Here is a 26,075-nt window from a genome sequence, read left to right as displayed (position 1 = left end):
CTATATGAGTTCTACCCTTTCTATCTACCCTACAATCATTCATATGCAAAACTACCTCTGTTATGCAACTTGGTTTTAAAAAATAGGACAAACATCCTTCATTTTTTTAAGACGGAACAATTTCTATGTTAAGGAGAACGAATTATCCTCTAATCGCTTGAATCGCTGCAGCACGGTCACCTTTACTATAAACCGCAGAACCTGCTACAAGTACGTTAGCACCAGCTTCGATACATAAACGCGCTGTTTCTTCGTTCACTCCGCCATCTACCTCTATATCAATGTTAAGTTTCTTTGATTTAGCCATTTCTGAAACAGCTGTAATTTTAGGCAGGACGCTATGTATAAACTTCTGACCACCAAAACCAGGGTTTACAGTCATTAAGAGAACCATATCTAAATCATTGATAATGTGTTGAATCGTATCCACTGGTGTTGCTGGGTTTAGAACGACACCAGCTTTTACACCTTGCTCTTTTATCAGATGGATCGTTCTGTGAAGATGTGGACAGGCCTCAACATGAACAGTTATAATATCTGCTCCAGCCTTAGCGAACTGTGGAATATATAGATCAGGGTTTTCAATCATCAAATGAACATCTAAAGGAAGCGTTGTAACTGGACGAATAGCTTCAACAATTAACGGTCCAATGGTAATATTCGGTACGAAATGGCCATCCATTACATCGACATGGATATAATCGGCGCCGCCTCGTTCCACATCTTTGATTTCTTCACCGAGTTTTGAAAAATCTGCAGATAAAATGGATGGGGCAATTTTGATCATGATTAATACCTCCGCTTTTGACTTTTAATTTCTTCTAAAAATTGTAGATAATGTTCATAACGATATTTCAAGATTTCTTCTCTTTCAACTGCCGCTTTAACTGCACATTTCGGCTCACTTGTATGAGTACACCCGCGAAACTTACAAGCACCTGTTCTTTCTTTCATCTCAGGAAAATAAAGCGATAAATCTTCAGCCTCAATATCAACAAAATCTAACGAACTAAACCCTGGTGTATCTGCGACTAACCCTTCGCCAACAGCTAAAAGCTCGACATGCCTCGTCGTATGCTTCCCACGCCCTAAATGAGTAGAGATTTCGTTCGTCTCGATATCAAGTTCTGGATGGAGCGTATTTAGAAGTGACGACTTGCCGACTCCGGATTGGCCAGCAATCACAGTCACTTTATCTTTTAAATACGGAATTAGAGTTTCTATCCCTTCTTTTGTTTCAATCGATGTCATAATTACGGTATATCCAATTCTCTCATAGTCTTCTTTATACTGCTCAATCTTTTGCTGTTTTGCTTCGTCTAATAAGTCTACTTTGCTAATGCAAATAATAGGCTCAATATAATGAGCTTCTATATGTACTAAAAACCGATTTAAAAGTAATGGGCTAAAATCGGGTTCTAATGCAGAAAACACTAAAATAGCTTGATTAATATTAGCAATAGGCGGCCGAATCATTTCATTTTCCCGTTCATAAATATCTAAAATATATCCATCTGTTCGATTTTCAGCTTCAAAATGAACAAAATCACCTACGAGCGGTTTTATATTTTGATTACGAAAAACACCTCGACCACGACATTGAAACATACCATCCTCATTATGGACGTAATAGAAGCCACTTAAGGCTTTGACTATTCTTCCTTCTGGCATGAAATCCTCCTGATTATTTGAGGCTGTGACAACGTACCGGTCAACACCCTATACTTGAAACAGCCTCATTATTAATTTCCCTAAGATTTAATAAGTGTAAGTATAATCCTTATAATGTTCCCCATTAATATAAAGTTTAACAATCGCATCATTTCTTGGAGTAACAACTAAATTGATACGAAACGTGTCTGACTCTAGTAACCTATCGTCAAAGTGGACTTTCTCACCGTCTGTCGTAGCATCTTCATATCGAATTAATATATGTGGGTCGTCCCCTTCATCTACTTGGATAGGAATAGTACTTATTACAGTTCTACGCGGTTCGGTTTCAGGTTCTCGCTCTTCTTTCTTTTCTTCTTGTTTCTTCGGTTCGGGACCTTTAGAAATCGTAAGAGCGACTTCAGAACCTTTTTTAACCTGTGTAAAAGCACTTGGTGATTGAGAGATAACATGGTCTTTTTGAACTTCATTAGAGTGTGCATACGTTACTTTAGCTAACAATCCTACGCCATCTAAATAATTATAAGCTTCTCGCTCAGTTAATCCGCGTAAATTGTTTAAACTTACTGTCTGTTCAACACTATACGTTAAATAAACCGTTGTTTCTTCAACAATTACTGATGCACCCGGTTCTGGTACTTGGGTAAGAATAACGCCTGGCGTTTCATCAGATTCACGTTCAGCCAATTCAATATTTTTAAAATCACTAAGAATTCGTTCAGCTCGTTCTCTTTGCATTCCAATGACTTCAGGCATTTCAAACATCTCTTGACCTTCACTTACAATCAGCTTCACTCTACTTCCCACTTTTACGACCGAACCACCAGCTGGATCTTGACGAATTACATGATCTTCTGGCACCTCTTCATGTACCATTCTCTCAATTTCTACTACTAACCCAAGATCTTTTAACAGCTCTTCAGCTTCTTCAACATTCTCGCCAACTACATTAATAACTTCGACTTCATCGACCTTTAGTAGACTAGGAAAAAGTGCAAATGCGGCTACACCTGAACCGATGATCAGAAAAAATAACACAAAGATGAACGTTAACCATCGATTTTTCTTTTTCTTTTTTGGCTTTTCTTCTGGTTTAGCTTCTTCTTTTTGAGCTTTATTAACCGGTGGCCTTGCTTCAATTGTTGCATCTAGATCTTTAATAGTATTATCGTTTTTGATAATTGGAATCGCTTTTGTAACATCATCTTCCTCACTAGGAATTATAAACTTCGGTTCATTCGCCCGAGCTGGATCCAAAGATGTTTCTAAATCCTCACCCATTTCCAATGCACTTTCATACCGGTGGAATGCATCTTTTGCCGTTGAACGTAGAATTATATTCTCAAGACTTTGTGGAATTAGACGGTTGACTTTCTTTGGCGAGGGAACATCTTCTTGTAAATGCTTTAATGCAATAGTAACTGCTGTGTCTCCAGAGAATGGAACTTGACCGGTTACCATTTCATACAGAACAATACCGAGAGAATAAATATCAGACCTGTACGTAACAACTCCACCTCTAGCTTGTTCAGGTGAAAGATAGTGAACAGAACCCATGACAGAGTTTGTATGTGTAATCGTTGCACTAGACATCGCACGCGCAATACCAAAATCAGTGACTTTAGCTTCCCCGTCAGAACTAATTAATATATTGTGAGGTTTAATATCCCTGTGTACAATTTGATTCGCATGGGCGTGTGCAATAGCTGATGTTACTTGCATCATAATATCGACTGTTTCATCAAGCGAAAGCGCCCCGCGGTCTTGAATTAATTCTTTTAACGTTGGTCCTTCAACGTATTCCATTACAATGTAATAAACATCTTCTTCTTCACCAACATCAAATATACTTACAACATTCGGGTGAGCTAAGCTTGTGGCTGCTTGCGCCTCACGTCTAAAGCGTTTGATGAACTGCTCATCTCTTGAAAACTGTGGTTGTAAAACTTTGACGGCAACAATCCGATCAAGGATAACATCACGTGCTTTGTACACATAAGCCATCCCACCGCCGCCAATAGTTTCTAAAATATGATAACGACCGTTAATACGTGTACCTATCATAAGCGTCACTCCTGTTCCTGACGGTCATGAGAATAGTGGACAATAGCGACAGTAATATTATCTTCTCCTCCACGGTCATTAGCTAAGTTAATGAGTTTGTCCACTTTTTGATTAACGTTATCATTTAACCGAAGTATTTCCTCAATTTCATTATCCGTTACTTTATTTGACAGACCATCTGAACAAAGAATGATCGTGTTATCTTCTTCCCAATCAATCGTTTCAATATCCATCTTTATCGTTGGTTCTGTTCCGAGCGCACGTAATAGTACATTTTTTCTAGGGTGATGCTCAGCTTGTTCTGCTGTAATCTGCCCCGTACGTACTAGTTCGTTTACCAAAGAATGATCTGATGTCTTTTGTTGAAAACCGCAGCTATTCAGTAAATAACCACGACTATCTCCTACGTGCCCAATGGACACCAACTCCTCTGTACATACCGCAATTACTACAGTAGTACCCATACCTTGGCATTCTCGATGTTCTTTCGAATGTAAAAAAAGTTTTTCATTTACCTCTTGGATTGCTTCATAAAGCCATTGCTCAATATCTGTTGGTTTTGAAAGGTCAGCAGTGCGCAACCACTTTTCCTTTAATAAGTCACTTGTCATTTGACTTGCAACATCACCCGCCTGATGCCCGCCCATACCATCAGCAACAACTGCCAAGACAGCACCATTCGGGTGTTGAAAAATGCCGCCACTATCTTCATTATGTGGTCTTACCCTGCCAACATTTGAATTAAATGCAAATTTCACTTATTACTCACCTCGTCTCCTCTTTACGCTCCTTCGCACGGAGCTGACCACAAGCAGCATCAATATCATGTCCTTGCTCTCTTCGTATCGTGACATTAATCCCACGATTTTTCAAGATTTTTTCAAATGCAAAGATTTGCTCTCTTGGTGTGCGCTTATAATCTCTTTCTAATACAAAATTTACTGGAATCAAATTGACATGACATTTTACATTTTTAATTAAGTCAGCCAACTCTTCAGCGTGTTCATCTTGGTCGTTCACGCCTCCAAATAAACCATACTCAAACGTCACTCGACGTCCTGTTTTATTTGTATAGTAATTAATGGACTCCATTAATTTAGATAACGAATACGCACGGTTAATTGGCATGAGTTTCGACCGAATTTCTGTATTCGGTGCATGCAATGATATTGCAAAATTTATTTGCAATCCTTCATCTGCAAATTTATAAATATACGGAACAATCCCACTAGTGGAAACCGTAATATGCCTAGCCCCAATATTTAACCCTTTATCATGATTAATCGTTCTTAAGAAAGAAACGAGCGCCTCATAATTATCAAACGGCTCTCCTATTCCCATAACAACTACCGAACTGACTCGCTCATCAACTTCATCCATGGCTCGTTGTGCCTCTAATACTTGAGCAACAATTTCTCCAGCTTCTAAGTTACGTTTCAAACCGCCTAATGTCGAGGCACAGAACGTACAGCCAATCCGGCAGCCAACTTGAGTTGTTACACAAACACTATTTCCATAATTATGGCGCATAATAACAGTTTCAATTGAGTAGCCATCATGAAGTTCAAACAGAAATTTCACTGTGCCATCACTAGATTCTTGTTTCGTTACTGTTTTTAAAGTAGTTAATGTAAACTGTTGGGCAAGCTTGGTTCGAAGGTCTATTGATAAATTTGTCATCGCATCAAACGAGTTTACTCGTTTACTATAAAGCCATTCATACACTTGCCCCGCTCTAAATGCAGGTTCATTATTTTCTTTCAACCACTGTTTTAATTCATTAAATTGAAGTGAATAAATAGAGGGTAACTTTTCTGTATCCATCAACTCTGTTTTAGTGTTTTGATCCTCCATACGAACTCCCTTCATTTCCACTGTTATCGTTTTATCATCGCTGTTATAAAAAATCCATCTGTATTAAAGTGATGGGGTAATATCGTTAAGCTGCCTTCTCCAAATTTCGCTTTTTCAGAAATATGTTGAGGTAGGCGCGCACTTAAAGATGAATCCAGGTAGAAATCATCGTGGTTGTCTAAAAACCATTGAACCATCTCTTCATTTTCAGTGCGGTCGATTGTACAAGTACTATAGACAAGTCTTCCACCAGTTTTTAAAAGTGGTCCAACAGCTGTTAAAATTTGCTTTTGAATGTTTTGAATTGCTTCTATATCTTTGACACTCTTTGTCCATTTTATATCTGGTTTCCTGCGGATGACACCTAAACCTGAACAAGGTGCATCGACTAAGATTGCATCAAAACTAGCTTTTTCAAAAGAACCCTTTGCAAGCCTTGCATCCATTGTCTTTCCTGCAACTGACTTTAACTGCAGGCGCTCACATAATTGCTGAATGAGTTTCACTTTATGATCATGCAGGTCAAGTGCGGTTACACGGCCCTTATCATTCATTTGTTCTGCCAGATGCGTGGCTTTCCCACCTGGTGCCGCACAACAATCTAATACATTCATTCCTTCTTCTGGAGCAAGCGCTATAGCAACAAGCATTGAACTTTCATCTTGTATTGTAATTACACCATTCTTAAATGCGTTCGTATGTGTGACATTTCCTTTTTCAATAATGAGAGCATCATTAGAAAGGTGTCCACGTATCGTGTCTATCCCTTCTTGACGTAGAAGCTCAATCGCCTCCTCTATTGATGCTTTCGTCTGGTTCACACGAACCGTCACTTGAGGAGGTTCTAAATTAGTCAGGCACAATTGTCTTGCCTCTTCAAATCCATACTGCGCAACTAGGCGCCTTACGAACCATAAAGGATGACTAGTTTCAATTGCTAAACGATTTACATCATCCTTAACTTCATCAAACGATCGTAATTCCTGTCTTCTCACATTCCGTAAAACGCCATTAACCATTCCAGAAATTCCTTGGTGTCCTCTTCGTTTAGCAATCGTTACCGCTTCATGAACGATTGCCCGATCGGGAACACGATCCAAATAAATCATTTGATATAAGGATAACCGTAATAACACGCGCACCCAGTCATCTAGCTTTTTGACACCTTTTTTTATAAATGGCTCTAAATAATAATCAAGTGTATCACGCCGTTGAACAGTACCATAGACGATTTCGGTTAATAATCCTACGTCTCTCTGGTCTAAGTTTGCTTTTTTCACCGTTTGATTTAAAAGCAAATTACTATAGGCCTGATTTTTTTCAATTTGAAGTAAAACATCTAGTGCAACATCACGAATTGTCTTTTGTTTCATACTAATCTCCTAGCTTGTCTCCGGTTGTAATGCCTGCACCACGCAAAAATTGCCCGGCTAGCATTCGTTTTTTTCCTGCTGGTTGCAAGTCTGTCACTTTTATAGCTGTCTCGTTTCCAGTTGCCACAAGAAATCCATCCTCTTCAACAGCTATTACAGTTCCTGGTTCAACCTTTTGAGCTGCTGCTGTTTTTTGCCCCCACCAAATCTTCATCGGTTGGCCAGCAAAAGTGGTGAAAGCAACCGGCCACGGGTGAAGTCCTCGAATTTGGTTATAAATTTCTTCACCAGGTTTATTCCAGTCAATCCTCTCCTGCTCCCTAGTAATATTCCAAGCATAAGTAACTTCTTCCTCGTTTTGTACAATAGGCTGAATTTCACCACGAATAAGAGGAGGGATCGTTTCCGACAGTAACTTAGACCCTGCTGCGCTTAACGTATTATGTAAGGAGCCTACATGATCTTCCTCTTCAATTGGCACGACAGTTTGCGTTAATATATCTCCAGCATCTAACTTTTCAACCATATACATAATTGTTATTCCAGTTTCTTTTTGACCGTCTATTATTGATTTGTGAATTGGTGCTCCGCCACGGTACTTTGGCAATAAAGAAGCGTGGACATTAATACAACCATACTTTGGTGTTTCTAATATTTCACTCGGTAAAATTTGTCCAAATGCTGCTGTAACAATTAAATCTGGTTTAAGAGCAAGGACCTTGTCTAGTTCTTCTTTTTCTTTTATTTTTTCCGGTTGCAGGACAGTTAATCCATGTTTTTCTGCTTCCACCTTGACAGGAGGGGGAGTTAATACTCTTTTTCTTCCTTTTGGACGGTCAGGTTGTGTTACGACACCTACAACTTCATATCCATCCTCAATCAATTGGCGTAATACTGGAACGGAAAAATCCGGAGTACCCATAAAAACTATTCTCATTCGTTATATGACCTACCTTTCTATGTAAACACTGCTCTACCACAAACCTACATAAACATCTGCGGGTTCATATCGATTGAAATCTGCAAGTCTCCTCGTGCAGTTTCCCGGCTGTAGTGCTGTTGAATTTCACGTAATATTTTTCCAAGCATTGGTTCATTTTTGTATTTTATCATGCATTGATAGCGATATCTATTTTTTAACCGCGCAATTGGTGAAGCGACTGGGCCTAAAATATTTGCTTCGTTAGTAAGTTGTTGCCTTAAAAAATGTGTGATTTTTTCTGTAACATGAATGACTTTAGGCAGTTCTTGGTGTGATACATTAATAAGTGCAATATGATAGTAAGGTGGATAGCTACTGCCTTTTCTTATTAACATTTCTCGCTGGAAAAAGTGAACGAAATCATGTTCTTTTACAAATTCAATACTATAATGCTCCGGCGTATATGTTTGAACGATCACTTCTCCCGGCAATTTATGCCGCCCTGCTCTCCCACTTACTTGCGTTAAAAGTTGGAATGTTCTTTCAGACGAGCGAAAGTCTGGCAAGTGTAGCATCGTATCTGCAGTAAGCACACCGACGAGTGTAATATTCGGGAAATCTAGTCCTTTGGCAATCATTTGCGTACCGAGTAAAATATCTGCTTTACCTTCACCAAAGTCTTTTAATAACTTTTGGTGAGAGCCTTTTCTCCTTGTCGTATCAACATCCATACGAATAACTCTTGCCTCTGGCAGCACTTTTCCTAATTCTTCTTCCACACGCTGTGTCCCCGTTCCAAAAAAACGGACATGCTCGCTTGAACAAGATGGACAAGTTGTTATCATTCGTTCTTCGTGTCCGCAATAATGACATTTAAGTGAGTGGTTTGTCTTATGATAAGTAAATGAAATGTCACAGTGCTCACAAGTAGCAACATACCCACAATCTCGACACATCACGAAAGTAGAAAATCCGCGTCGATTTAAAAGTAATACCATTTGTTCTCTTTTATCGATGCGGTCTTTCATCTTTTCAAACAATGCACTCGAAAACATAGACCGGTTGCCATCTCTAAGCTCTTCACGCATATCAACTACTTCTACGGTCGGAAGCGGACCTTGATTTACTCGTTCCCCTAATGTCAGCAGTTCATATCTGCCTACTTTTGCCCTCGCATACGTTTCTAAAGAAGGAGTTGCACTACCTAGAACTACAGGGCAACGATAATAACTCCCTCGAAAAATGGCCACATCTCTCGCATGATATTTGGGCATCTCCTCTTGCTTGTAGCTTCCTTCATGCTCTTCATCTATTATAATAATGCCTAAATTTTCAAAGGGAGCGAAAATAGCTGACCTTGCTCCCACTGCAACTCGTACTTCTTTACGGTGAATTTTACGCCACTCATCATATTTTTCACCTAGTGAAAGACCACTATGAAGAACAGCAACTTGAGAACCAAACCGTCCTTTAAATCTATCAACCATTTGTGGCGTTAAAGAGATTTCAGGAACGAGGACAATGGCTTCTTTACCTTCAGATAGGACCCGTTCAATCACTTGTAAGTATATTTCTGTTTTTCCACTGCCGGTGACACCATGTAGTAAGAATGTTTTATGTACCTTTTCTTCAATTGAGCTAAGAATCGGTGTTGTCACTTGTTGCTGTTGATCCGTTAACGGTAATGGTGTCGTTTTGGCAAATGTTTCATTTATAAAAGGGTCTCTATAAAATTCTTCTTCTTTTTCAATAAGAACTCCTTTATCTATTAAGGCTTTCACCGATTGGCGACTGCTTTGCGTCATTTCGATTAATCGTATTAAAGGAACTTGTCCATCATTCTCAATAAAATAATGAACGACCGCTATTTGTTTTTCTGCTCGTTGCGGCATACTTTCAATTAATTTCTTCAATTGCTCTTTCGATAATAAGCTATCAATCATTCGGTGTGTTTGCTTTTTACCTTTATCCTTAACCGAATATTGAACTTCAAGTAAACCACTCTTTACTGCATCTTTAATCGATGGCAACAAACCTGGGTCCGTTTCAACAATCTCATTCCACTTAACTAACGACTGTTTATCAAAAAACGGCTGAAGTGTCATAGGCAACAACTGACTTTCTTGCAAACAAAGAAGTTGCTTTTCAACTTTTGTTTTTAATGCAGCGGGCAACATAACCTGGTAAGCTGAAATCTTATAAGATAATGTTTGATCAGTTAACCAATTACCTAATTCTAATAATTCTTCAGTTAATACAGGGGTCACATCTAATATTTCTTTAATTTCTTTCAATTTTTCAACAGATGAATTTTCGACAATCTCCACAACAAAGCCTTGGATTGAGCGTGGACCAAAAGGAACAACGACCCTCATTCCTTTTTCTAGAACGTTATACCATTTATCTGGAATTTTATAATCAAACAGACGATCAGTTTGTCCACTTGGGACATCGACTATTACCCTAGCAATCATTCGCGAGAACTTCCTTGTTCATCATTAATGATTTCAGCTAGAAGCTGTTCGGCTACTTCCCTTTTCGTCATAATCGGGAGCTCAATCGTTTCACCATTTTTCTTATAGATCGTTACTCTGTTTGTATCTCCCTTGAACCCTGCACCCGCTTCAGTTATGTTATTTGCAACGATCAAGTCTAAATTTTTACGCTCTAATTTACCTTTGGCATACTCTTCTACTTTTTCAGTTTCCGCGGCAAATCCGACTAAGGTTTGATGCGTTTTTAATTCACCTAATGTTGCTAAGATGTCGGTAGTGCGTTCTAATTCGATAACAGCATCTCCTGGCTTTTTCTTCATTTTTTCAGCATGAACAACTTTAGGCCGGTAATCAGCAACAGCAGCCGTCTTAACAACTACATCAGTTGAGACAAAATGCTCCATGACGGCTTTATACATGGCTTGTGCCGACTCGACATTAATTCTTGTCACTCCTTTAGGTGTTTCTAATTGTGTCGGCCCTGAAATCAGAATAACGTCAGCCCCAAGTTGTGCTGCTACTTCAGCAATTTGGTATCCCATCTTTCCGGAAGAATGGTTTGTAATGTAACGAACAGGATCAATCTTTTCTTGCGTAGGCCCTGCTGTAATGAGAAATTGTTTGCCTTTGAGCGGTTGATACAACTCATCCTCAAAAAACTGATGAAGACGTTCAATAATTTGTTCCGGCTCAGTTAGTCGTCCTTTGCCAACATAGCCACATGCAAGAAAGCCTTCATCAGGTTCAATAAAATGATACCCATATCCATTAAGTGTGTTTAGATTGTTAACTACCGCTGGGTGTGCATACATATGTACATTCATCGCAGGAGCAACAAACACAGGAGCAGTTGTTGCAAGTAACGTTGTAGAAATCATATCATCAGCAATGCCATTTGCTAACTTTCCAATCATATTCGCTGTAGCTGGTGCAATTAAAATAACATCTGGCCAATCCGCCAAATCAATATGCGCAACACCACTTGGATCTTTTTCGTCAAATGTATCATTATATACAGGTTGCCTAGAAAGTGCTTGAAACGTTAATGGAGTGACAAACTGCTCAGCAGATTTAGTCATCATCACTTTTACAGCAGCACCTGCTTGTGATAGCTTACTTGTTAACGCCGCGGCTTTAAAAACAGCAACACCACCAGTAACACATAATAAGATTTTCTTTCCTTTTAACATTTCTCTTCCCCCCATATAGATAGAAAAGTGTAAGGCGCTCGTCCATCGGCGACAAGCGCTAGAGGACCATCAATAAGTGTCCTTCAACCTTTAGATACGTTTGATGGACCGGAAGCGACCTCGAGCCGATAGCACCTGTTTGGACGCTTTCAGCTGTCAGATTTCTAATTTTTTTATGAAAAAACAACCTATTGTAAGAATAGGTTGTTATTTTTCAAGGCGCTCATATTGAAGTTGATCTGATACAATTTCCTCTAAAGCAACCCCGACTGGTTTATAAGAAACAGGTTTAACTACTAGAGGACCACGTTTTGAATCTTCTTTAATTTCACGAGCACGTTTAGATGATACCGTGACTAACGTATACTTTGAGTCTAACTTATCTAATAAAGAATCGATTGATGGATATAACAAATTACTCAACCTCCACTAATTGTTTATACTTCTCAATTAATCGTTCACGCTTACAATGCTCAGCTGTGACAATCGCCTTAATACGGTTAACAGCTGCTTGGACTTCATCATTTTCTACGACGTAGTCATATTTTTTCATCATATCAATTTCTTCTTTGGCAACTGTCATGCGCTTGTTAATGACTTCAGCCGTTTCAGTGCCTCGACCTTCAATCCTCTTTCTTAATTCAGCTAAGCTTGGTGGCATTAAAAAGATAAACACACCTTCAGGTAAGCGTTCTTTTACTTTTAATGCACCTTGGACTTCAATCTCTAAGATGATGTCATTACCTTCGTCAATTGTTTTTTTAACGTAATCAATCGGTGTACCATAGTAATTACCTACGTACTCGGCCCATTCTAACAGCGCATCATTTTTTATCATTTCTTCAAATTCATCTCTTGATTTAAAGAAGTAATTGACACCATCTACTTCTCCTTCACGTGGAGCACGAGTGGTTGCCGACACTGAGTATTGAATGTCTGTGTTCTCTTGACGAAGAGCTGAACAAACCGTTCCTTTCCCCACACCCGCAGGACCTGAGAGCACGATCAACAACCCTTTTTCCTTCTTCATAAATACCTCCGTTTAACTTGTCATTTTATTTAATTCAATGGACAAGTCATTGTTAAAAGTGTATGAAACTCGGCATTAGCCGAGTAGCTCTTGTATGTATGTCTAAGCATCATCCGATTCATCTTTGTTCGTTAGACGCTGCGCAACCGTTTCTGGTTGAACTGCACTTAATATGACATGGTCGCTATCTGCGATAATTACCGCTCGAGTACGTCTGCCATATGTTGCGTCGATCAACATGTTACGCTCTCTCGCTTCTTGAATAATTCTTTTTATTGGTGCAGACTCTGGACTTACAATTGAAATAATACGATTTGCAGATACGATGTTACCAAAGCCAATATTAATTAACTTAATGTTCATCTTTTCTCCCTCGCTTTTTGAGAGGAGTAAATAGGACAATGAGGCTAAACCCTCCTTAAGTAAAGGTAAGCTTGTGTCTTATCGCCAAAATAGAAAACTCACTCTCGATATTTTTCCCATCCTAAAATTACTATATACGAAGAACGGGCGTTTTTCTATAAAATCATTCAATATTTTGCACTTGTTCTTTAATTTTTTCTATTTCGCTCTTTAATTCTACCACTTGCCGGCTTATATGTATGTCATTTGCTTTTGAACCAATCGTATTTACTTCACGATTCATCTCTTGAATGAGGAAATCTAACTTTCTTCCAACAACCCCACCCTCTTCAATAATCTTTTGAAATTGGACGGTATGAGAATCTAAACGAATTAACTCCTCATCAACATTCGACTTATCCGCAAAGAAAGCCACTTCATTTAAGAGTCTATTTTCATCATATTCAACTTGGCCTTGTAAAAATTCTTCTACACGCTTCTGTAACTTTGTGCGATAGTGTTCAGCTACTTTAGGAGCATATTGTTTTAAGTCCGTTGCTAATTTACTTACATGTTCAACTCTTGTTTTTAAATCAACGAATAACGAATGTCCTTCTCGCTTTCTCATTTCGGTCAGCTTCAAAGCAGCCTCTTCTGTAGCTTTAATAAGCGTGGAGAATAGTCCTTCATCCGTTTGTTCTTGCTCGTGAACACTTACAATCTTTTCATGTAGAAGCAATGCGTCTACTGACGGCTGTCCTGTGACATCTGCTCGCTTTTTCATATCAGTTGCTACGTGAATATATTCCTGAAAAAGATCCCAATCTATATTTAAACGTTTTTTGACGAGACCTTCACCCTCTATGTTAATAAAAACATCAACTTTACCACGATGCACTTGTTTTTGGACGGCTTTCTTTAACTGTTCTTCAATGGGTAAAAGCTGTCTAGGCATACGAATCATTACTTCAAAAAAACGATGATTATAGGAGCGCATTTCAACTGAAACTTTAAAGCGTTCATTTTCTAAGACCGCTTGCCCGTATCCTGTCATACTTGTAATCATCTTATCACATCCACTTTTTCTATTCTATCTAATATTAACACCTTCAACAATAAAAAGGAAAGAAAGGCCGCTACAGGTAAAAAGTTACCTATAACAGCCTAACGAAACTTTTCTAAAATAGCAAGTAATAAACTTAACGCTTTTTCCCAAATAATTGACCTGCACCTAAAACAACTGTAGGTATTGCAGCCATACCGAGAATAAGGAGCCAATCACGTGCGTCCATATACGTCGTATGGAAAACATTTTGTAATGGCGGGTAGTAGATTACAGCAAGCATGAGTAAAATAGATGAAATAACCGCAACTACAAGATACATATTTTCAAAAGGATTACGGTGATATACAGAGTATTCACTGCGACAGTCGAATACATGGATTAATTGAGCCATAACGAGTGTAACAAACGCTACCGTCTGCGCCTTTGTTAAATCATCGGGGTTCGCATTTAATGTCACCATAAATGCCACTAAAGTTACGACACCAATCATAAAACCTCTGCTCACAATTTTCCAAGCAAGACCTCTTGCAAATACACCCTCATCAGGACTTCGCGGTGGTCGTTTCATCACATCGCCTTCTGCTTTATCCATTCCAAGAGCCATCGCTGGTAACCCATCCGTTACGAGGTTAATCCATAAAATTTGAATCGCTACGAGCGGCAAAGGCAATCCTAAAATCATCGCAAACAACATGACTAAAATTTCTCCAACATTGGAGGCGAGCATGTACCGAATAAATTTTCGAATGTTCTCGTAAATATTTCTTCCTTCTTTAATAGCTGCTTTAATTGTTGCAAAGTTATCATCACTTAAGATAAGCGACGACGCTTCTTTAGCTACATCAGTACCTGTGATTCCCATTGCGATCCCAATGTTTGCTGCCTTAATTGCAGGGGCATCATTAACACCATCACCGGTCATTGCGACAATATGACCTCGTGCTTGGAGCGCTTTAACAATCTTTAATTTATGTTCTGGAGAAACACGAGCAAATACATAAACGTCATCCACGATTTCTTCTAGCTGTTCGACACTTATTCTAGAAAGCGTTTGACCGTCAAGCACTTTCCCGTTTTCAGGAAGTATATCAAGTTGCTTTGCAATCGCTCGAGCTGTAATTGCGTGGTCTCCAGTAATCATAATGGTTTTGATACCAGCTTCGCGACACTCACGAATGGAGTCTCTTACTTCTGGTCTTGGAGGGTCAATCATTCCTTCAAGGCCAATGAACGTTAAATCTTTTTCTACATCTAATGGATAATCCACTTTATCAGAAGTCGATAGTGGACGATACGCGATAGCAATCGTACGCAGCGCTTGACTAGCTAATGTTGTAATGGCATCCTCTACTAACGTTCGACTCCTGTTTGTCATAGCTTCTTCTCGAGAATTGAAGAAGATGTTTTTACTATTTGCTAATACGACATCAGGGGCACCTTTAGTGACCGCAAACCTTTTACCATTTTTATCTTCAACGATTACTGTCATCATTTTTCTCGTTGATTCAAATGGAAATTCTTTAATGATTTTAAATTGCTTTTTCAGCGAAGCTGAAGTAATCCCCGCTTTCATTGCAGCAACCACCAGTGCTCCTTCTGTAGGGTCACCATCTAGGACAAATTCGGTTTTCTTCTTTTTTAATAGACCTTCCTTGACGGGTTTTTCATTGATTTTTGCGTGATTACATAAGTATCCAAAAGCTAGCATCTGTTGCAGGGCTCGTTCTTTTTGAATGTTTACCTTTTCACCACTAGCTAAAAAATCACCTGTTGGCTCATAACCTGTTCCTGTTACATGCCACGTTTTCCCACCAATCCACAGGTGAGTAACTGTCATCTTATTTTGCGTTAAAGTTCCAGTCTTGTCAGAACAAATGACAGACGCACATCCTAAAGTTTCAACGGCAGGGAGCTTACGAACAATTGCCTTTCGTTTAATCATTCGTTGAACACCTAGAGCAAGCGCAACAGTTACGATCGCTGGTAATCCCTCTGGAATCGCCGCAACTGCTAAAGAAACCCCAGCGAGGAACATCGTGTAAACGTCATGTCCTTGATAAACCCCAATTAAAACGACAAGAGCTGTAAGAAGAAGTGCAACACCAATTAAAATCTTCCCTAACTGCTCTAATTTTCTTTGCAAAGGAGTTACTAATGTTTCTGTTGATTGAAGTAAATGGGCTATCTTCCCCATTTCCGTTTTCATTCCAGTTGCAACAATAACACCTATTCCATTTCCTTGGGTGACGAGGGTACCCATAAATGCCATATTGGCTTGATCACCAAGTTCAAGGTCTTCACCTATTAAAACCTGTTCACTTTTTTGTACAGGGACAGACTCTCCTGTAAGTGACGATTCCTCTATTTGAAGACCATTCACTTTTAAAAGTCTCATATCAGCACCAATTCGGTCACCGCTTATGACTTTAACGATATCCCCAACAACGGCCAAACTAGAAGGAATTTTTGTCCACTCTCCACTCCGAAGGACGACTAGTTGCGGTGCTGACAATTCTTTTAAGGCAGTTAGTGATTTTTCTGCTTTACGTTCTTGGACAAAGCCTAATACACCATTTAATAAAATAATAATCATAATTGTAATCGCATCGATGTATTCACCTAGTAACCCGGAAATGAGTGTGGCAGCTAGTAGAACGAGCACCATAAAATCTTTAAACTGACTTAAAAAGACTAATAGTGCTGAAGGTTTCTCTCCTTCATCTAATTTGTTTTCTCCATATTGTTTTAACCGCTTTTGTGCCTCCTTATCTGACAAACCTGTTGTTCCGTTTGTTCCCGTCGATCTTTCAACTTCATTTACCTCCATCTCATACCATTTCATGAAGACACCCCACATCTTGTACACTTTATACAAGCATCATATTCAGGCACGTCCTAAAAAATGCTATACTGATGATAGTAATGATTTTATAAATTTAAATTTAAAACTTTTCTCAAAAGTTGAACGTTAAGGAAGTTGGTGAACGTATGTCATTTGATGGACTAATGACTAGAGCAATAACAAACGAATTACAAGAAAAATTAGTAACGGGAAGAATATCCCGTGTCTATCAACCTTATAAAACTGAATTATTATTAACAATCCGTGCAAAAGGAACCAATCATTCATTGCTTTTATCGGCAAACCCTTCATTTGCCCGTGCTCATTTAACGAAGGAAAAATATGATAACCCTCAAGAGCCACCGATGTTTTGTATGCTGCTCCGCAAACATCTAGAAGGTAGTTTTATTGAAAAAATTGAGCAAATCGATATGGAACGTATCATTACTATTGATATAAAAGGAAAGGACGAATTAGGAGATACTACATATAAAACATTGGTTATTGAAATTATGGGACGGCATAGCAACATTACACTGATTGATAAAGAAAGTAAGAAAATTATTGACAGCATCAAGCATATTACGCCGTCACAAAGCAGTGTAAGAACTGTTCTCCCAGGTCATACGTATGAATTTCCACCTGGTCAAGGAAAGACCGACCCCTTTTCTGTAGATGAGGAAGGATTGCTGCGTAAGCTAGATTTCAATCAAGGGAAATTAGATAAGCAACTTCTCGAAGCTTTTTCGGGCATATCACCACAAGTGACAAAAGAAATCGTTCACCGTGCTAAGTTATCACAGCAAAGAGCCATCGTATCTGCATTTTACGAAGTAATTGACCCATTAAAAGCTCATCAATTTGAGCCACAGATGATTATAGTAACTGGTAAAGAAGCATTCTCTCTATTCTCATTAACTCATTTACAAGGTGATGTACGTTATTTCTCTTCAGTAAGTGAACTACTTGACCGCTTTTTCTATGGTAAAGGGGAGCGTGACCGAGTAAAACAACAAGCTCATGACCTTGAACGTTTTTTGCGAAATGAACTCTCAAAAAATGAGAAAAAAATAAAAAAGCTTGAGAAAACATTAGTTGATGCTAAAAAAGCACAAAAGTATCAACGCTTCGGCGAACTATTAACCGCTAACCTTCATATGGTTAAGCGCGGTGACAAAGCAGTCGACGTCATCGATTATTACGATGAAAACGGGGGAACTGTAACGATCCCATTAGACCCACAGAAGACACCGTCAGATAATGCTCAAAACTACTTCCGTAAATATAATAAAGCAAAAAACTCCGTTGCAGTTGTTGAGGAACAAATAGAAAAAGCAAAACAAGAAATTCAATACCTTGATCAATTAATTCAGCAAATGGAAGCAGCATCCCCGAAAGATGTTGAGGAAATTCGTGAAGAGCTAGTTGAAGAAGGCTATGTAAGACGTCGACAAAAAGATAGTAAGAAAAAGAAAAAACCGACTAAACCACAAGTAGAGTCCTATATCTCATCAGCAGGTGTAGAATTTTTTGTCGGTAAAAACAACAAGCAAAACGAATACCTTACGAATCGATTTGCCCGTCAAGACGAAATCTGGCTGCATACAAAGGACATTCCTGGTTCTCACGTCTTGATCCGCGATACCGATCCTGACGAGACGACGTTAACAGAAGCAGCAACAGTCGCTGCATTTTATAGTAAGGCACGACAATCGAGTGGTGTACCTGTTGATTATACGAAAATCCGACATGTCAAAAAGCCAAATGGTTCAAAACCTGGCTTTGTTATATATGACAATCAAACTACGTTGTATGTAACACCTGATGAGGACCTTGTATTGAAGTTGAGAAAATAATTTACATTTAGTAATGAAAAAAAATTAGAGGACAGCCTTTTAAATTGGGCTGTCCTTTTTTGTTACAGTTTACAAATAGTAATTAAAGCTAATCCGTCTACAACTGGAAAGTGTTCAACCTGTTTTGCTCCGCAGTCTTTTAGAAATGTAGAAAGTTCCTCAGAATTATAGCGATGACGTAACGTTGAAATATTAGACCACTTTAGCAGCGTCGTCTCCTCAAACTGTGTAATCTTATGCCGTTTACAATACTCGGCAGCTGCCTGTTGATTCATATGTTCAGATGGGTTTAACATCGCAATCATACCACCCTCTTTTACAACACGGATCATTTCTTTCATACCCATATCCGGCTCTGGTAAGAGAAAAAGCACGCATGTAGAAATCGCTAAGTCAAATTCATGATCGGCAAATGGTAAATTATACGCATCCCCTACTTGAAAAGTGGCTTTATCTTTTTTACCTTTTTCTTTGTAAAGTTCATCTGCAGCTTGAATCATTCCTTCAGAGAGATCGATACCTACAACGTGATTGGCTTCATCTACCCCTCTAAATAATAAACGGCCTGTTCCACACCCCACATCTAATACCCGCTTCCCACTCCAGGTTCCTGTTGCTTGTTTTAGTTGATCATGTACAGTTCCTAACCACCTAGTACATGCCATCCCATCAAAAAAAGGCACTAACGGATCAAACTCTTCCCCATTCATCTTTCGCATATGTACTCCCCCTTCGTATTACTTACTTACAAACTGTCAGTACTAGCCCAGACTATTTTGAAGACACTAGATTACACTGTAGGAATAACTTCGGCTTTTCTAACTCACATTCCTTTACCATTGTACTAAATTTGGGGAGGAATGAATAAAATAGCACCTACTTTGTTGCACAGGATATCATTTATGGATTAAGTAGGTAGTAAATTTTTTTGCGGATTGAAAGGCCCTTATTTCCTGAATATATGCAAGTTTGATGCTGTGCAGGCTGTATTCAGCTACATCAACTAGTGGGACAAAGTCGCTAAATTAATAAAAATAGAGATGGAAATCACAAATGATCTCCACCTTTTTTTATGTCTTTGCTGAACCGTTTAACTGTTGTAAGTCCAACTCTATATATTAGGCGTTCATCCAATCTGTAGACGATGGATTTTGACGCCATTGCTTTAACTTTGATACTTCTTCTTCATTAATATCGTTTCTTTCTAATGAGACTTGAAGAAGTGTTTCATAATCGGTTAGTACTTGGAACGGTAATTTTGCTTCTTCGAGTTGAGTTATCCCTTTTTCTAAGCCGTATGTAAAAATGGCGACTACACCAACTACAATTCCACCTACTTCACGAACGGCTTCTGCAGCGGTAATGACACTTCCCCCTGTTGAAATCAAATCTTCAACAATAACTACTTTATCGCCAGCTTCGATTTTTCCTTCAATTTGATTACCTTTTCCATGACCTTTTGCTTTGCTGCGAATATAGGCCATTGGCTTTTCCATCAAATCACTTACCCAAGCCGCGTGAGGAATACCGGCTGTGGCAGTTCCGGCAATAACATCAACATTAGCATAATTTTCTTCAATTAATTGCTTTAACCCATTCGCAATATCCTTACGAATGACTGGGTAAGATAGTGTTAAACGATTATCACAATAAATGGGAGATTTCATCCCTGAACTCCACGTAAATGGGTCATTTGGGCGTAAATATACAGCATTTATATCTAATAGGTGCGATGCTATTTGTTTTTTCATGATAATTCCTCCCATTGTTTGACTACTGTTTCATAAGCTTTTGCGGGATCTTCACTTGAAGTAATACTTCTTCCAACAACGATTCCCCAACTGCCAAGTGTTCTAGCATCACTCGGTGTTGTCACCCGTTTTTGATCCCCAACAGCATCTCCAGCTAAACGAATCCCAGGTGTGACTGTTAAAAACTGTTCTCCACAAGCCTCATGAATAAGCGGTACTTCTAGTGGGGAAGAAACGACTCCATCTAATCCACTTTCACTAGCTAGTTTAGCATAGGCTTGAACAGTCTCTTTCATGGTTCCGTTAATCTTCAATTCTTGTTGCATGACCTGTTCACTTGTACTCGTTAATTGAGTGACAGCAATCAGCTTCGGCCGCTCAATTCCAGATGGGGTTCCTGCATAAAGACCTTCCATCGCTCGTTTCATCATTTCTGAACCACCTGCAGCATGAACATTAACAATATCAACATTTAAACGAGCGAGAGTTTTCATTCCTTGCTGTACAGTATTTGGGATGTCATGTAGCTTTAAGTCTAAAAATATTTGATGACCTTTTTCTTTCAAACTATGAATTAGTTGTGCACCTGAACTATAAAAAAGTTCCATTCCGACCTTTAAAAATAACGGTTCATTTGGGATTTTCGTTAGAAACTCTTCAACCGCTTCGGTGCTGGAAAAATCTAAAGCTATAATGACAGGTCTCTTCATTACTTCCAGCTCCCTCCCGTTAATTCAGAAATGTGATCAACACCAAGCTGATCTAACCATTCAGGCAGTGCATCAATAATATCCGGACAAATAAATGGATCGACAAAGTTTGCTGTACCAACCGCAACAGCATCGGCACCTGCTAAGAAAAATTCAATAACATCTTCAGCCGATTGTATGCCGCCCATTCCGATAATCGGGATCGAAACCGCTTGACTTACTTGATGGATCATACGGATCGCTACCGGCTTTACCGCTGGTCCAGAAAGTCCGCCTGCACCGTTGGCTAAGATCGGTTTTCTTGATTTTAAATCAATCCGCATTCCTAATAATGTATTAATCATGGATAGTCCATCCGCACCTGCTTCTTCGACAGCTCTAGCCATTCCAACAATATCAGCAACATTAGGAGACAACTTCACATAAACAGGTACTGAAGATACTCGTTTCACTTCTTTTGTCAATTCTGCTGCTACTTCTGGGATCGTACCGAAAGCAATCCCGCCTTTTTTAACGTTTGGACAAGAAATATTCAGCTCTAATGCGGTCACATTGGGTGCTTTAGATACACGTTCAGCTACTTCAATGTAATCTTCCATTTCTGATCCAGCAACGTTCGCTATAATTGGGACATCGTACTTTTCTAACCATAGTAATTCCTCATTTACCACTTTTTCAAGACCAGGGTTTTGTAATCCGATTGCGTTTAGCATACCCGCTGCTGTTTCTGCAACACGTGGTGTTGGATTTCCGTAGCGTGGTTCAGCTGTAGTTGCTTTAACTGCGATCGCACCAAGCTTACTTAAATCGTAAAACTTCGCATACTCTTTTCCAAATCCAAAGCAGCCTGAAGCTGGCATAATTGGATTTTTCATAGATAATCCTGGTAGTTCTATTTGTAAACGGCTCATAGTATCACCTCTCCGATTGGGAATACAGGACCGTCTGTACATATCTTTTTATATGAAGTACCTGTTGGATCGTCTTGAAGATGACATACACAAGCTAGGCAAGCACCAATTCCACAGCCCATTCGCTCTTCAAGAGATAAATACGCTCGTCTGTCATGAAAGCGACCTTCTAATGCTTTCAACATAGGGTTAGGCCCGCAGGAATATAACACATCAAAACTAAGACCTTCTTGCTCGATCACATCAGTTACAAACCCTTTTGAACCATGTGTGCCATCAACTGTTGCAACATACGTATCCCCAAGTTGTGCAAATTTTTCTTCATAAAAAACATCTTTAGCTGAAGCAAATCCTAGGACGTGTACGACTTTTACACCTCTTGCTTTCAGTTGCTGTGAGAGGTAGTACAGTGGAGGGACACCAATACCCCCACCTACTAACAATGCTACTTCTCCCTCTTTTGCTTCTTCTACAGGAAAGCCTGTGCCAAGGGGACCCATGACATCAACAAGTTCCCCTTTCACACGTTGAGATAAAAGTGACGTTCCTTTACCACCAGCACGATATAACATCGTTAGCTGTTTTTTGTTTAGATCGACGTTACAAATACTAATTGGGCGGCGTAACAACGGATCAATTCCACGGTCAATTTTGACATGAACAAACTGACCTGGTGTTGTCATATTCGAAACTAGGTCACCTTCGATAACTAATTCAAATATTTGATCAGCAATTCTCTCTTGGTGAACGATCGTTAAATTATCCTTAAGCACAAGCACATCCCCCTTCTTTTATTGCATTGCTGGCATACTTTCTGAAGCAAACGTAATCGACTCAATAACTTTTAATAAAGCTTCTGCTGTATCAAGTGACGTCAAACAAACTACTCCGTTTTCAACTGCTTCACGACGAATTCGGAAACCATCACGAGCCGGTTGTTTTCCTTTAGAGAATGTATTGATTACAAATTGTGCTTGTCCTTGGCGAATAACATCTAGTAAATTTGGCTTTTCAGCACCAATTTTATTAACAGTTGTTACTGGGATTTGCAGGTCTTTAATCATACCAGCAGTTCCTTCAGTCGCTAAAATGTTATAGCCAATACGGTGGAAACGCTGAACAAGTTCTAAGCCTTCTTCTTTGTCCTTATCTGCAATAGTGAAGAGAACTGAACCGTACTTAGGAATTTTCATCCCAGATGCAATTAACCCTTTATAGAGCGCTTTTTCTAAAGTATAGTCACGTCCCATAACTTCACCTGTTGATTTCATTTCCGGACCGAGTGAAATATCGACACGACGCAGCTTAGCAAATGAGAACACTGGTACTTTAACCGATACTTCTTTACCCTCAGGGTGATAGCCTGTTTCATACCCTAATTCAGGAAGCTTTTTACCTAGGATCGCTTTCGTTGCAATGTTTGCCATAGCAACACCTGTTATTTTACTTAAGAAAGGAACCGTACGACTTGAACGAGGGTTTACTTCTAGCACGTAAACCTCATTTTCATGTAAAACAAACTGGATGTTTAAAAGACCAACTATATTTAATCCGCGAGCTAATGAAATCGTACGCTCAATGACCTTCTCTTTAATTTCAGCAGAAAGTGTTTGTGGCGGATAAACTGCAATTGAGTCACCTGAGTGAACTCCAGCACGCTCGATATGTTCCATAATTCCCGGAATATAGACGTTTTCACCATCTGAGATAGCATCCACTTCAATTTCTTTTCCTGTTAAATAACGGTCAATCAATACCGGATGTTTCGGGTTAATCTTTACCGCATTTTCCATATAGTTTAGTAACTCAGCTTCTTTATAAACGATCTCCATCGCTCTACCACCTAGTACATAAGATGGGCGTACTAAAACAGGGTAGCCAATTTCAGTTGCAATTTTCACAGCTTGATCTACTGAAGTTGCTGTTTTACCTAGCGGTTGTGGAATCCCTAATTCTTGTAAAGTATTTTCAAACTTATCACGATCTTCTGCACGGTCCATATCTTCCAATGCTGTTCCTAAAATTTTAACTCCACGAGCTGAAAGACCTTCCGCTAAGTTGATCGCCGTTTGACCACCAAATTGAACAATTACACCTTCTGGTTGTTCTTGTCTAATGACATGCATCACGTCTTCAAGTGTCAAAGGCTCAAAGTACAGCTTGTCAGAAGTACTAAAATCTGTTGAAACCGTTTCTGGGTTATTGTTAATAATAATTGCTTCATATCCAGCTTCTTTAATTGCCCAAACCGTATGAACTGTCGCGTAATCAAACTCAATTCCTTGTCCGATACGGATTGGACCAGAACCTAAAACGAGAATACTCTTTTTATCAGAAATGAACGACTCGTTTTCATCTTCATATGTTCCATAGAAATATGGAGTTGCAGATTCGAATTCTGCTGCACACGTATCGACCATTTTATATACTGGCATAATTCCTTTTTGCTCACGCAGGTCGAAGAGTTCTCCTTCTTCCATTTCCCATAATTTTGCGACCGTTACATCTGCAAACCCTTTTTCTTTCGCTTCCGTTAGCAGTTCGATGTTACCTTTGTTATCTTTTAATGATTGTTCTAACTTCACGATATCTTCCATTTTATGAAGGAAGAAACGATCAATCTTACTTAGTTCCCAAAGCTGTTCGACCGTGTAACCACGACGGAACGCTTCACCAATTACAAACAAGCGCTCATCATCCGCTACAGCTATACGCTTTTCTAACTCGACATTTTCAATTGTCTCAAGTCCGCTTCTTTCTAAGTGGAATACACCTGCTTCTAATGAACGAATGGCTTTTAAAAGAGACTCTTCTAAATTACGTCCAATCGCCATAACTTCTCCTGTCGCTTTCATTTGTGTACCTAATGTACGGTTTGCTGACTCAAACTTATCAAATGGCCAGCGCGGAATTTTACTAACGACATAGTCAAGTGCTGGTTCAAAACTAGCATACGTCGTTTTCGTAATCGGATTCATAATTTCATCTAATGCATACCCTGCTGCAATTTTTGCTGCAATTTTTGCAATTGGATAACCTGTTGCTTTTGACGCAAGTGCTGATGAACGGCTTACCCGTGGGTTAACTTCAATGATGTAGTATTGATAGCTATCCGGATCAAGTGCAAACTGAACGTTACATCCGCCTTCAATTCCTAATGCACGAATAATTTTTAAAGATGAATTACGAAGCATTTGATATTCACGATCAGAAAGCGTTTGACTCGGTGCTACTACGATGGAGTCTCCTGTGTGTACGCCAACTGGATCGATATTTTCCATGTTACATACAACGATCGCTTGGTCTTTACTATCGCGCATTACTTCATATTCTACTTCTTTAAATCCGGCGATACTTTTCTCTAAAAGGCATTGTGTTACTGGGCTGTACTTTAATCCACTCGTTACGATTTCAATAAGGTCTTCCTCGTTATAAACAAGTCCGCCTCCAGTTCCACCGAGTGTAAATGCTGGACGAACGATAATTGGATAACCGACACGCTCAACAAAACGGTACGCCTCCTCAAGGTTATGAACGATATCACTATCTGGTACCGGCTCGTTTAATTCATTCATTAAAGTTCTAAATAAATCACGATCCTCAGCGCGCTTGATAGCGTCAAGATGTGTTCCTAATAGTTCAATATCGTACTCTTTTAAGATACCTGACTCTTCTAGTTCTACAGCCATATTAAGACCCGTTTGACCACCTAAAGTTGCCAGAAGACCATCAGGGCGCTCTTGACGGATGATACGACTAACAAATTCATACGTAATTGGCTCGATATACACTCGATCAGCCATCGTTGTATCCGTCATAATTGTTGCTGGGTTAGAGTTAATAAGAATAACCTCATACCCTTCTTCTTTTAACGCTTGACATGCTTGTGTACCTGCATAATCAAATTCAGCTGCTTGTCCGATAACGATGGGTCCTGACCCAATCACTAAAATCTTTTTAATATCCGTACGTTTTGGCATGTTGTCTCCCCCTTATTT

Annotated in this window: 21 protein-coding genes; 1 reads left to right on the top strand and 20 read right to left on the bottom strand. The window is 39.2% G+C overall.

What is annotated here, in order from left to right; translation table 11 throughout:
- Positions 1–142: 142 nt before the first annotated feature.
- The 14 genes from rpe to AC2VNP_RS18005 all read right to left on the bottom strand — a co-directional run bounded on the left by rpe (position 143) and on the right by AC2VNP_RS18005 (position 16,849).
- A complete protein-coding gene (gene rpe / locus AC2VNP_RS18070; protein ID WP_486918668.1) occupies positions 143–787 on the bottom strand; it encodes a ribulose-phosphate 3-epimerase in 645 nt (214 codons plus the stop codon).
- 2 nt (positions 788–789) lie between these two features.
- Positions 790–1,671, bottom strand: a complete 882-nt coding sequence (gene rsgA / locus AC2VNP_RS18065) for a ribosome small subunit-dependent GTPase A (protein WP_486918667.1) — start codon at positions 1,669–1,671, stop codon at positions 790–792.
- 87 nt (positions 1,672–1,758) lie between these two features.
- Positions 1,759–3,735 carry a Stk1 family PASTA domain-containing Ser/Thr kinase gene (gene pknB, locus AC2VNP_RS18060; protein ID WP_486918666.1) on the bottom strand — a complete coding sequence of 659 codons (1,977 nt, stop codon included), beginning with the start codon at positions 3,733–3,735 and terminating at the stop codon, positions 1,759–1,761.
- Between the two features lie 5 nt (positions 3,736–3,740).
- Positions 3,741–4,493: a Stp1/IreP family PP2C-type Ser/Thr phosphatase gene (locus AC2VNP_RS18055; RefSeq protein WP_486918665.1), complete on the bottom strand. Its 753-nt coding sequence runs from the start codon at positions 4,491–4,493 to the stop codon at positions 3,741–3,743.
- A 7-nt stretch (positions 4,494–4,500) separates the two neighbouring features.
- Positions 4,501–5,589, bottom strand: coding sequence for a dual-specificity RNA methyltransferase RlmN (rlmN, locus tag AC2VNP_RS18050; protein WP_486918664.1), 1,089 nt, complete (start codon positions 5,587–5,589; stop codon positions 4,501–4,503).
- 23 nt (positions 5,590–5,612) lie between these two features.
- A complete protein-coding gene (rsmB, locus tag AC2VNP_RS18045; protein ID WP_486918663.1) occupies positions 5,613–6,962 on the bottom strand; it encodes a 16S rRNA (cytosine(967)-C(5))-methyltransferase RsmB in 1,350 nt (449 codons plus the stop codon).
- 1 nt (position 6,963) lies between these two features.
- Positions 6,964–7,899 carry a methionyl-tRNA formyltransferase gene (gene fmt / locus AC2VNP_RS18040; protein WP_486918662.1) on the bottom strand — a complete coding sequence of 312 codons (936 nt, stop codon included), beginning with the start codon at positions 7,897–7,899 and terminating at the stop codon, positions 6,964–6,966.
- A 47-nt stretch (positions 7,900–7,946) separates the two neighbouring features.
- Positions 7,947–10,358 (bottom strand): primosomal protein N', encoded by a 2,412-nt coding sequence (gene priA / locus AC2VNP_RS18035; protein WP_486918661.1) that lies wholly within the window; start codon positions 10,356–10,358, stop codon positions 7,947–7,949.
- Positions 10,355–11,569 (bottom strand): bifunctional phosphopantothenoylcysteine decarboxylase/phosphopantothenate--cysteine ligase CoaBC, encoded by a 1,215-nt coding sequence (gene coaBC / locus AC2VNP_RS18030; protein ID WP_486918660.1) that lies wholly within the window; start codon positions 11,567–11,569, stop codon positions 10,355–10,357. Before coaBC ends, priA begins: the two co-directional genes overlap by 4 nt.
- A 207-nt stretch (positions 11,570–11,776) precedes the next feature.
- Positions 11,777–11,983 carry a DNA-directed RNA polymerase subunit omega gene (rpoZ, locus tag AC2VNP_RS18025; RefSeq protein WP_418198695.1) on the bottom strand — a complete coding sequence of 69 codons (207 nt, stop codon included), beginning with the start codon at positions 11,981–11,983 and terminating at the stop codon, positions 11,777–11,779.
- A 1-nt stretch (position 11,984) separates the two neighbouring features.
- A complete protein-coding gene (gmk, locus tag AC2VNP_RS18020) occupies positions 11,985–12,599 on the bottom strand; it encodes a guanylate kinase (RefSeq protein ID WP_418198694.1) in 615 nt (204 codons plus the stop codon).
- Between the two features lie 102 nt (positions 12,600–12,701).
- Entirely contained in the window at positions 12,702–12,962 is a 261-nt protein-coding gene (remA, locus tag AC2VNP_RS18015; RefSeq protein WP_486918659.1) for an extracellular matrix/biofilm regulator RemA, read from the bottom strand.
- A 163-nt stretch (positions 12,963–13,125) separates the two neighbouring features.
- Complete coding sequence (locus tag AC2VNP_RS18010) at positions 13,126–14,007, bottom strand: YicC/YloC family endoribonuclease (RefSeq protein ID WP_486918658.1); 882 nt, start codon at positions 14,005–14,007, stop codon at positions 13,126–13,128.
- A 133-nt stretch (positions 14,008–14,140) separates the two neighbouring features.
- Positions 14,141–16,849, bottom strand: coding sequence for a cation-translocating P-type ATPase (locus AC2VNP_RS18005; protein WP_486918657.1), 2,709 nt, complete (start codon positions 16,847–16,849; stop codon positions 14,141–14,143).
- 146 nt (positions 16,850–16,995) lie between these two features.
- Between AC2VNP_RS18005 and AC2VNP_RS18000 the strand changes: the two genes are divergently transcribed.
- The gene (locus AC2VNP_RS18000) at positions 16,996–18,705 is read left to right on the top strand and encodes an Rqc2 family fibronectin-binding protein (protein WP_486918885.1); all 1,710 of its coding nucleotides are present in this window, start codon (positions 16,996–16,998) and stop codon (positions 18,703–18,705) included.
- A gap of 62 nt (positions 18,706–18,767) precedes the next feature.
- Here the strand turns inward: AC2VNP_RS18000 and AC2VNP_RS17995 are convergent, their stop codons facing one another.
- The 6 genes from AC2VNP_RS17995 to carB all read right to left on the bottom strand — a co-directional run bounded on the left by AC2VNP_RS17995 (position 18,768) and on the right by carB (position 26,057).
- Positions 18,768–19,424 carry a class I SAM-dependent methyltransferase gene (locus tag AC2VNP_RS17995; protein WP_486918656.1) on the bottom strand — a complete coding sequence of 219 codons (657 nt, stop codon included), beginning with the start codon at positions 19,422–19,424 and terminating at the stop codon, positions 18,768–18,770.
- A gap of 399 nt (positions 19,425–19,823) precedes the next feature.
- A complete protein-coding gene (pyrE, locus tag AC2VNP_RS17990) occupies positions 19,824–20,456 on the bottom strand; it encodes an orotate phosphoribosyltransferase (RefSeq protein ID WP_486918655.1) in 633 nt (210 codons plus the stop codon).
- Positions 20,453–21,166, bottom strand: coding sequence for an orotidine-5'-phosphate decarboxylase (gene pyrF, locus AC2VNP_RS17985; RefSeq protein WP_486918654.1), 714 nt, complete (start codon positions 21,164–21,166; stop codon positions 20,453–20,455). Before pyrF ends, pyrE begins: the two co-directional genes overlap by 4 nt.
- Complete coding sequence (locus AC2VNP_RS17980; protein WP_486918653.1) at positions 21,166–22,077, bottom strand: dihydroorotate dehydrogenase; 912 nt, start codon at positions 22,075–22,077, stop codon at positions 21,166–21,168. The genes pyrF and AC2VNP_RS17980 overlap by 1 nt, the downstream gene beginning before the upstream one ends.
- Positions 22,074–22,850 (bottom strand): dihydroorotate dehydrogenase electron transfer subunit, encoded by a 777-nt coding sequence (locus AC2VNP_RS17975; protein WP_486918652.1) that lies wholly within the window; start codon positions 22,848–22,850, stop codon positions 22,074–22,076. Before AC2VNP_RS17975 ends, AC2VNP_RS17980 begins: the two co-directional genes overlap by 4 nt.
- A gap of 18 nt (positions 22,851–22,868) precedes the next feature.
- Positions 22,869–26,057: a carbamoyl-phosphate synthase large subunit gene (gene carB, locus AC2VNP_RS17970; protein WP_486918651.1), complete on the bottom strand. Its 3,189-nt coding sequence runs from the start codon at positions 26,055–26,057 to the stop codon at positions 22,869–22,871.
- Positions 26,058–26,075 lie beyond the last annotated feature (18 nt).

It is taken from the genome of Alkalihalobacterium sp. TH-98, from assembly GCF_057473385.1.
The sequence above is the reverse complement of the archived record's forward strand: the minus strand, read 5'-3'. Positions and strand labels throughout refer to the sequence as shown.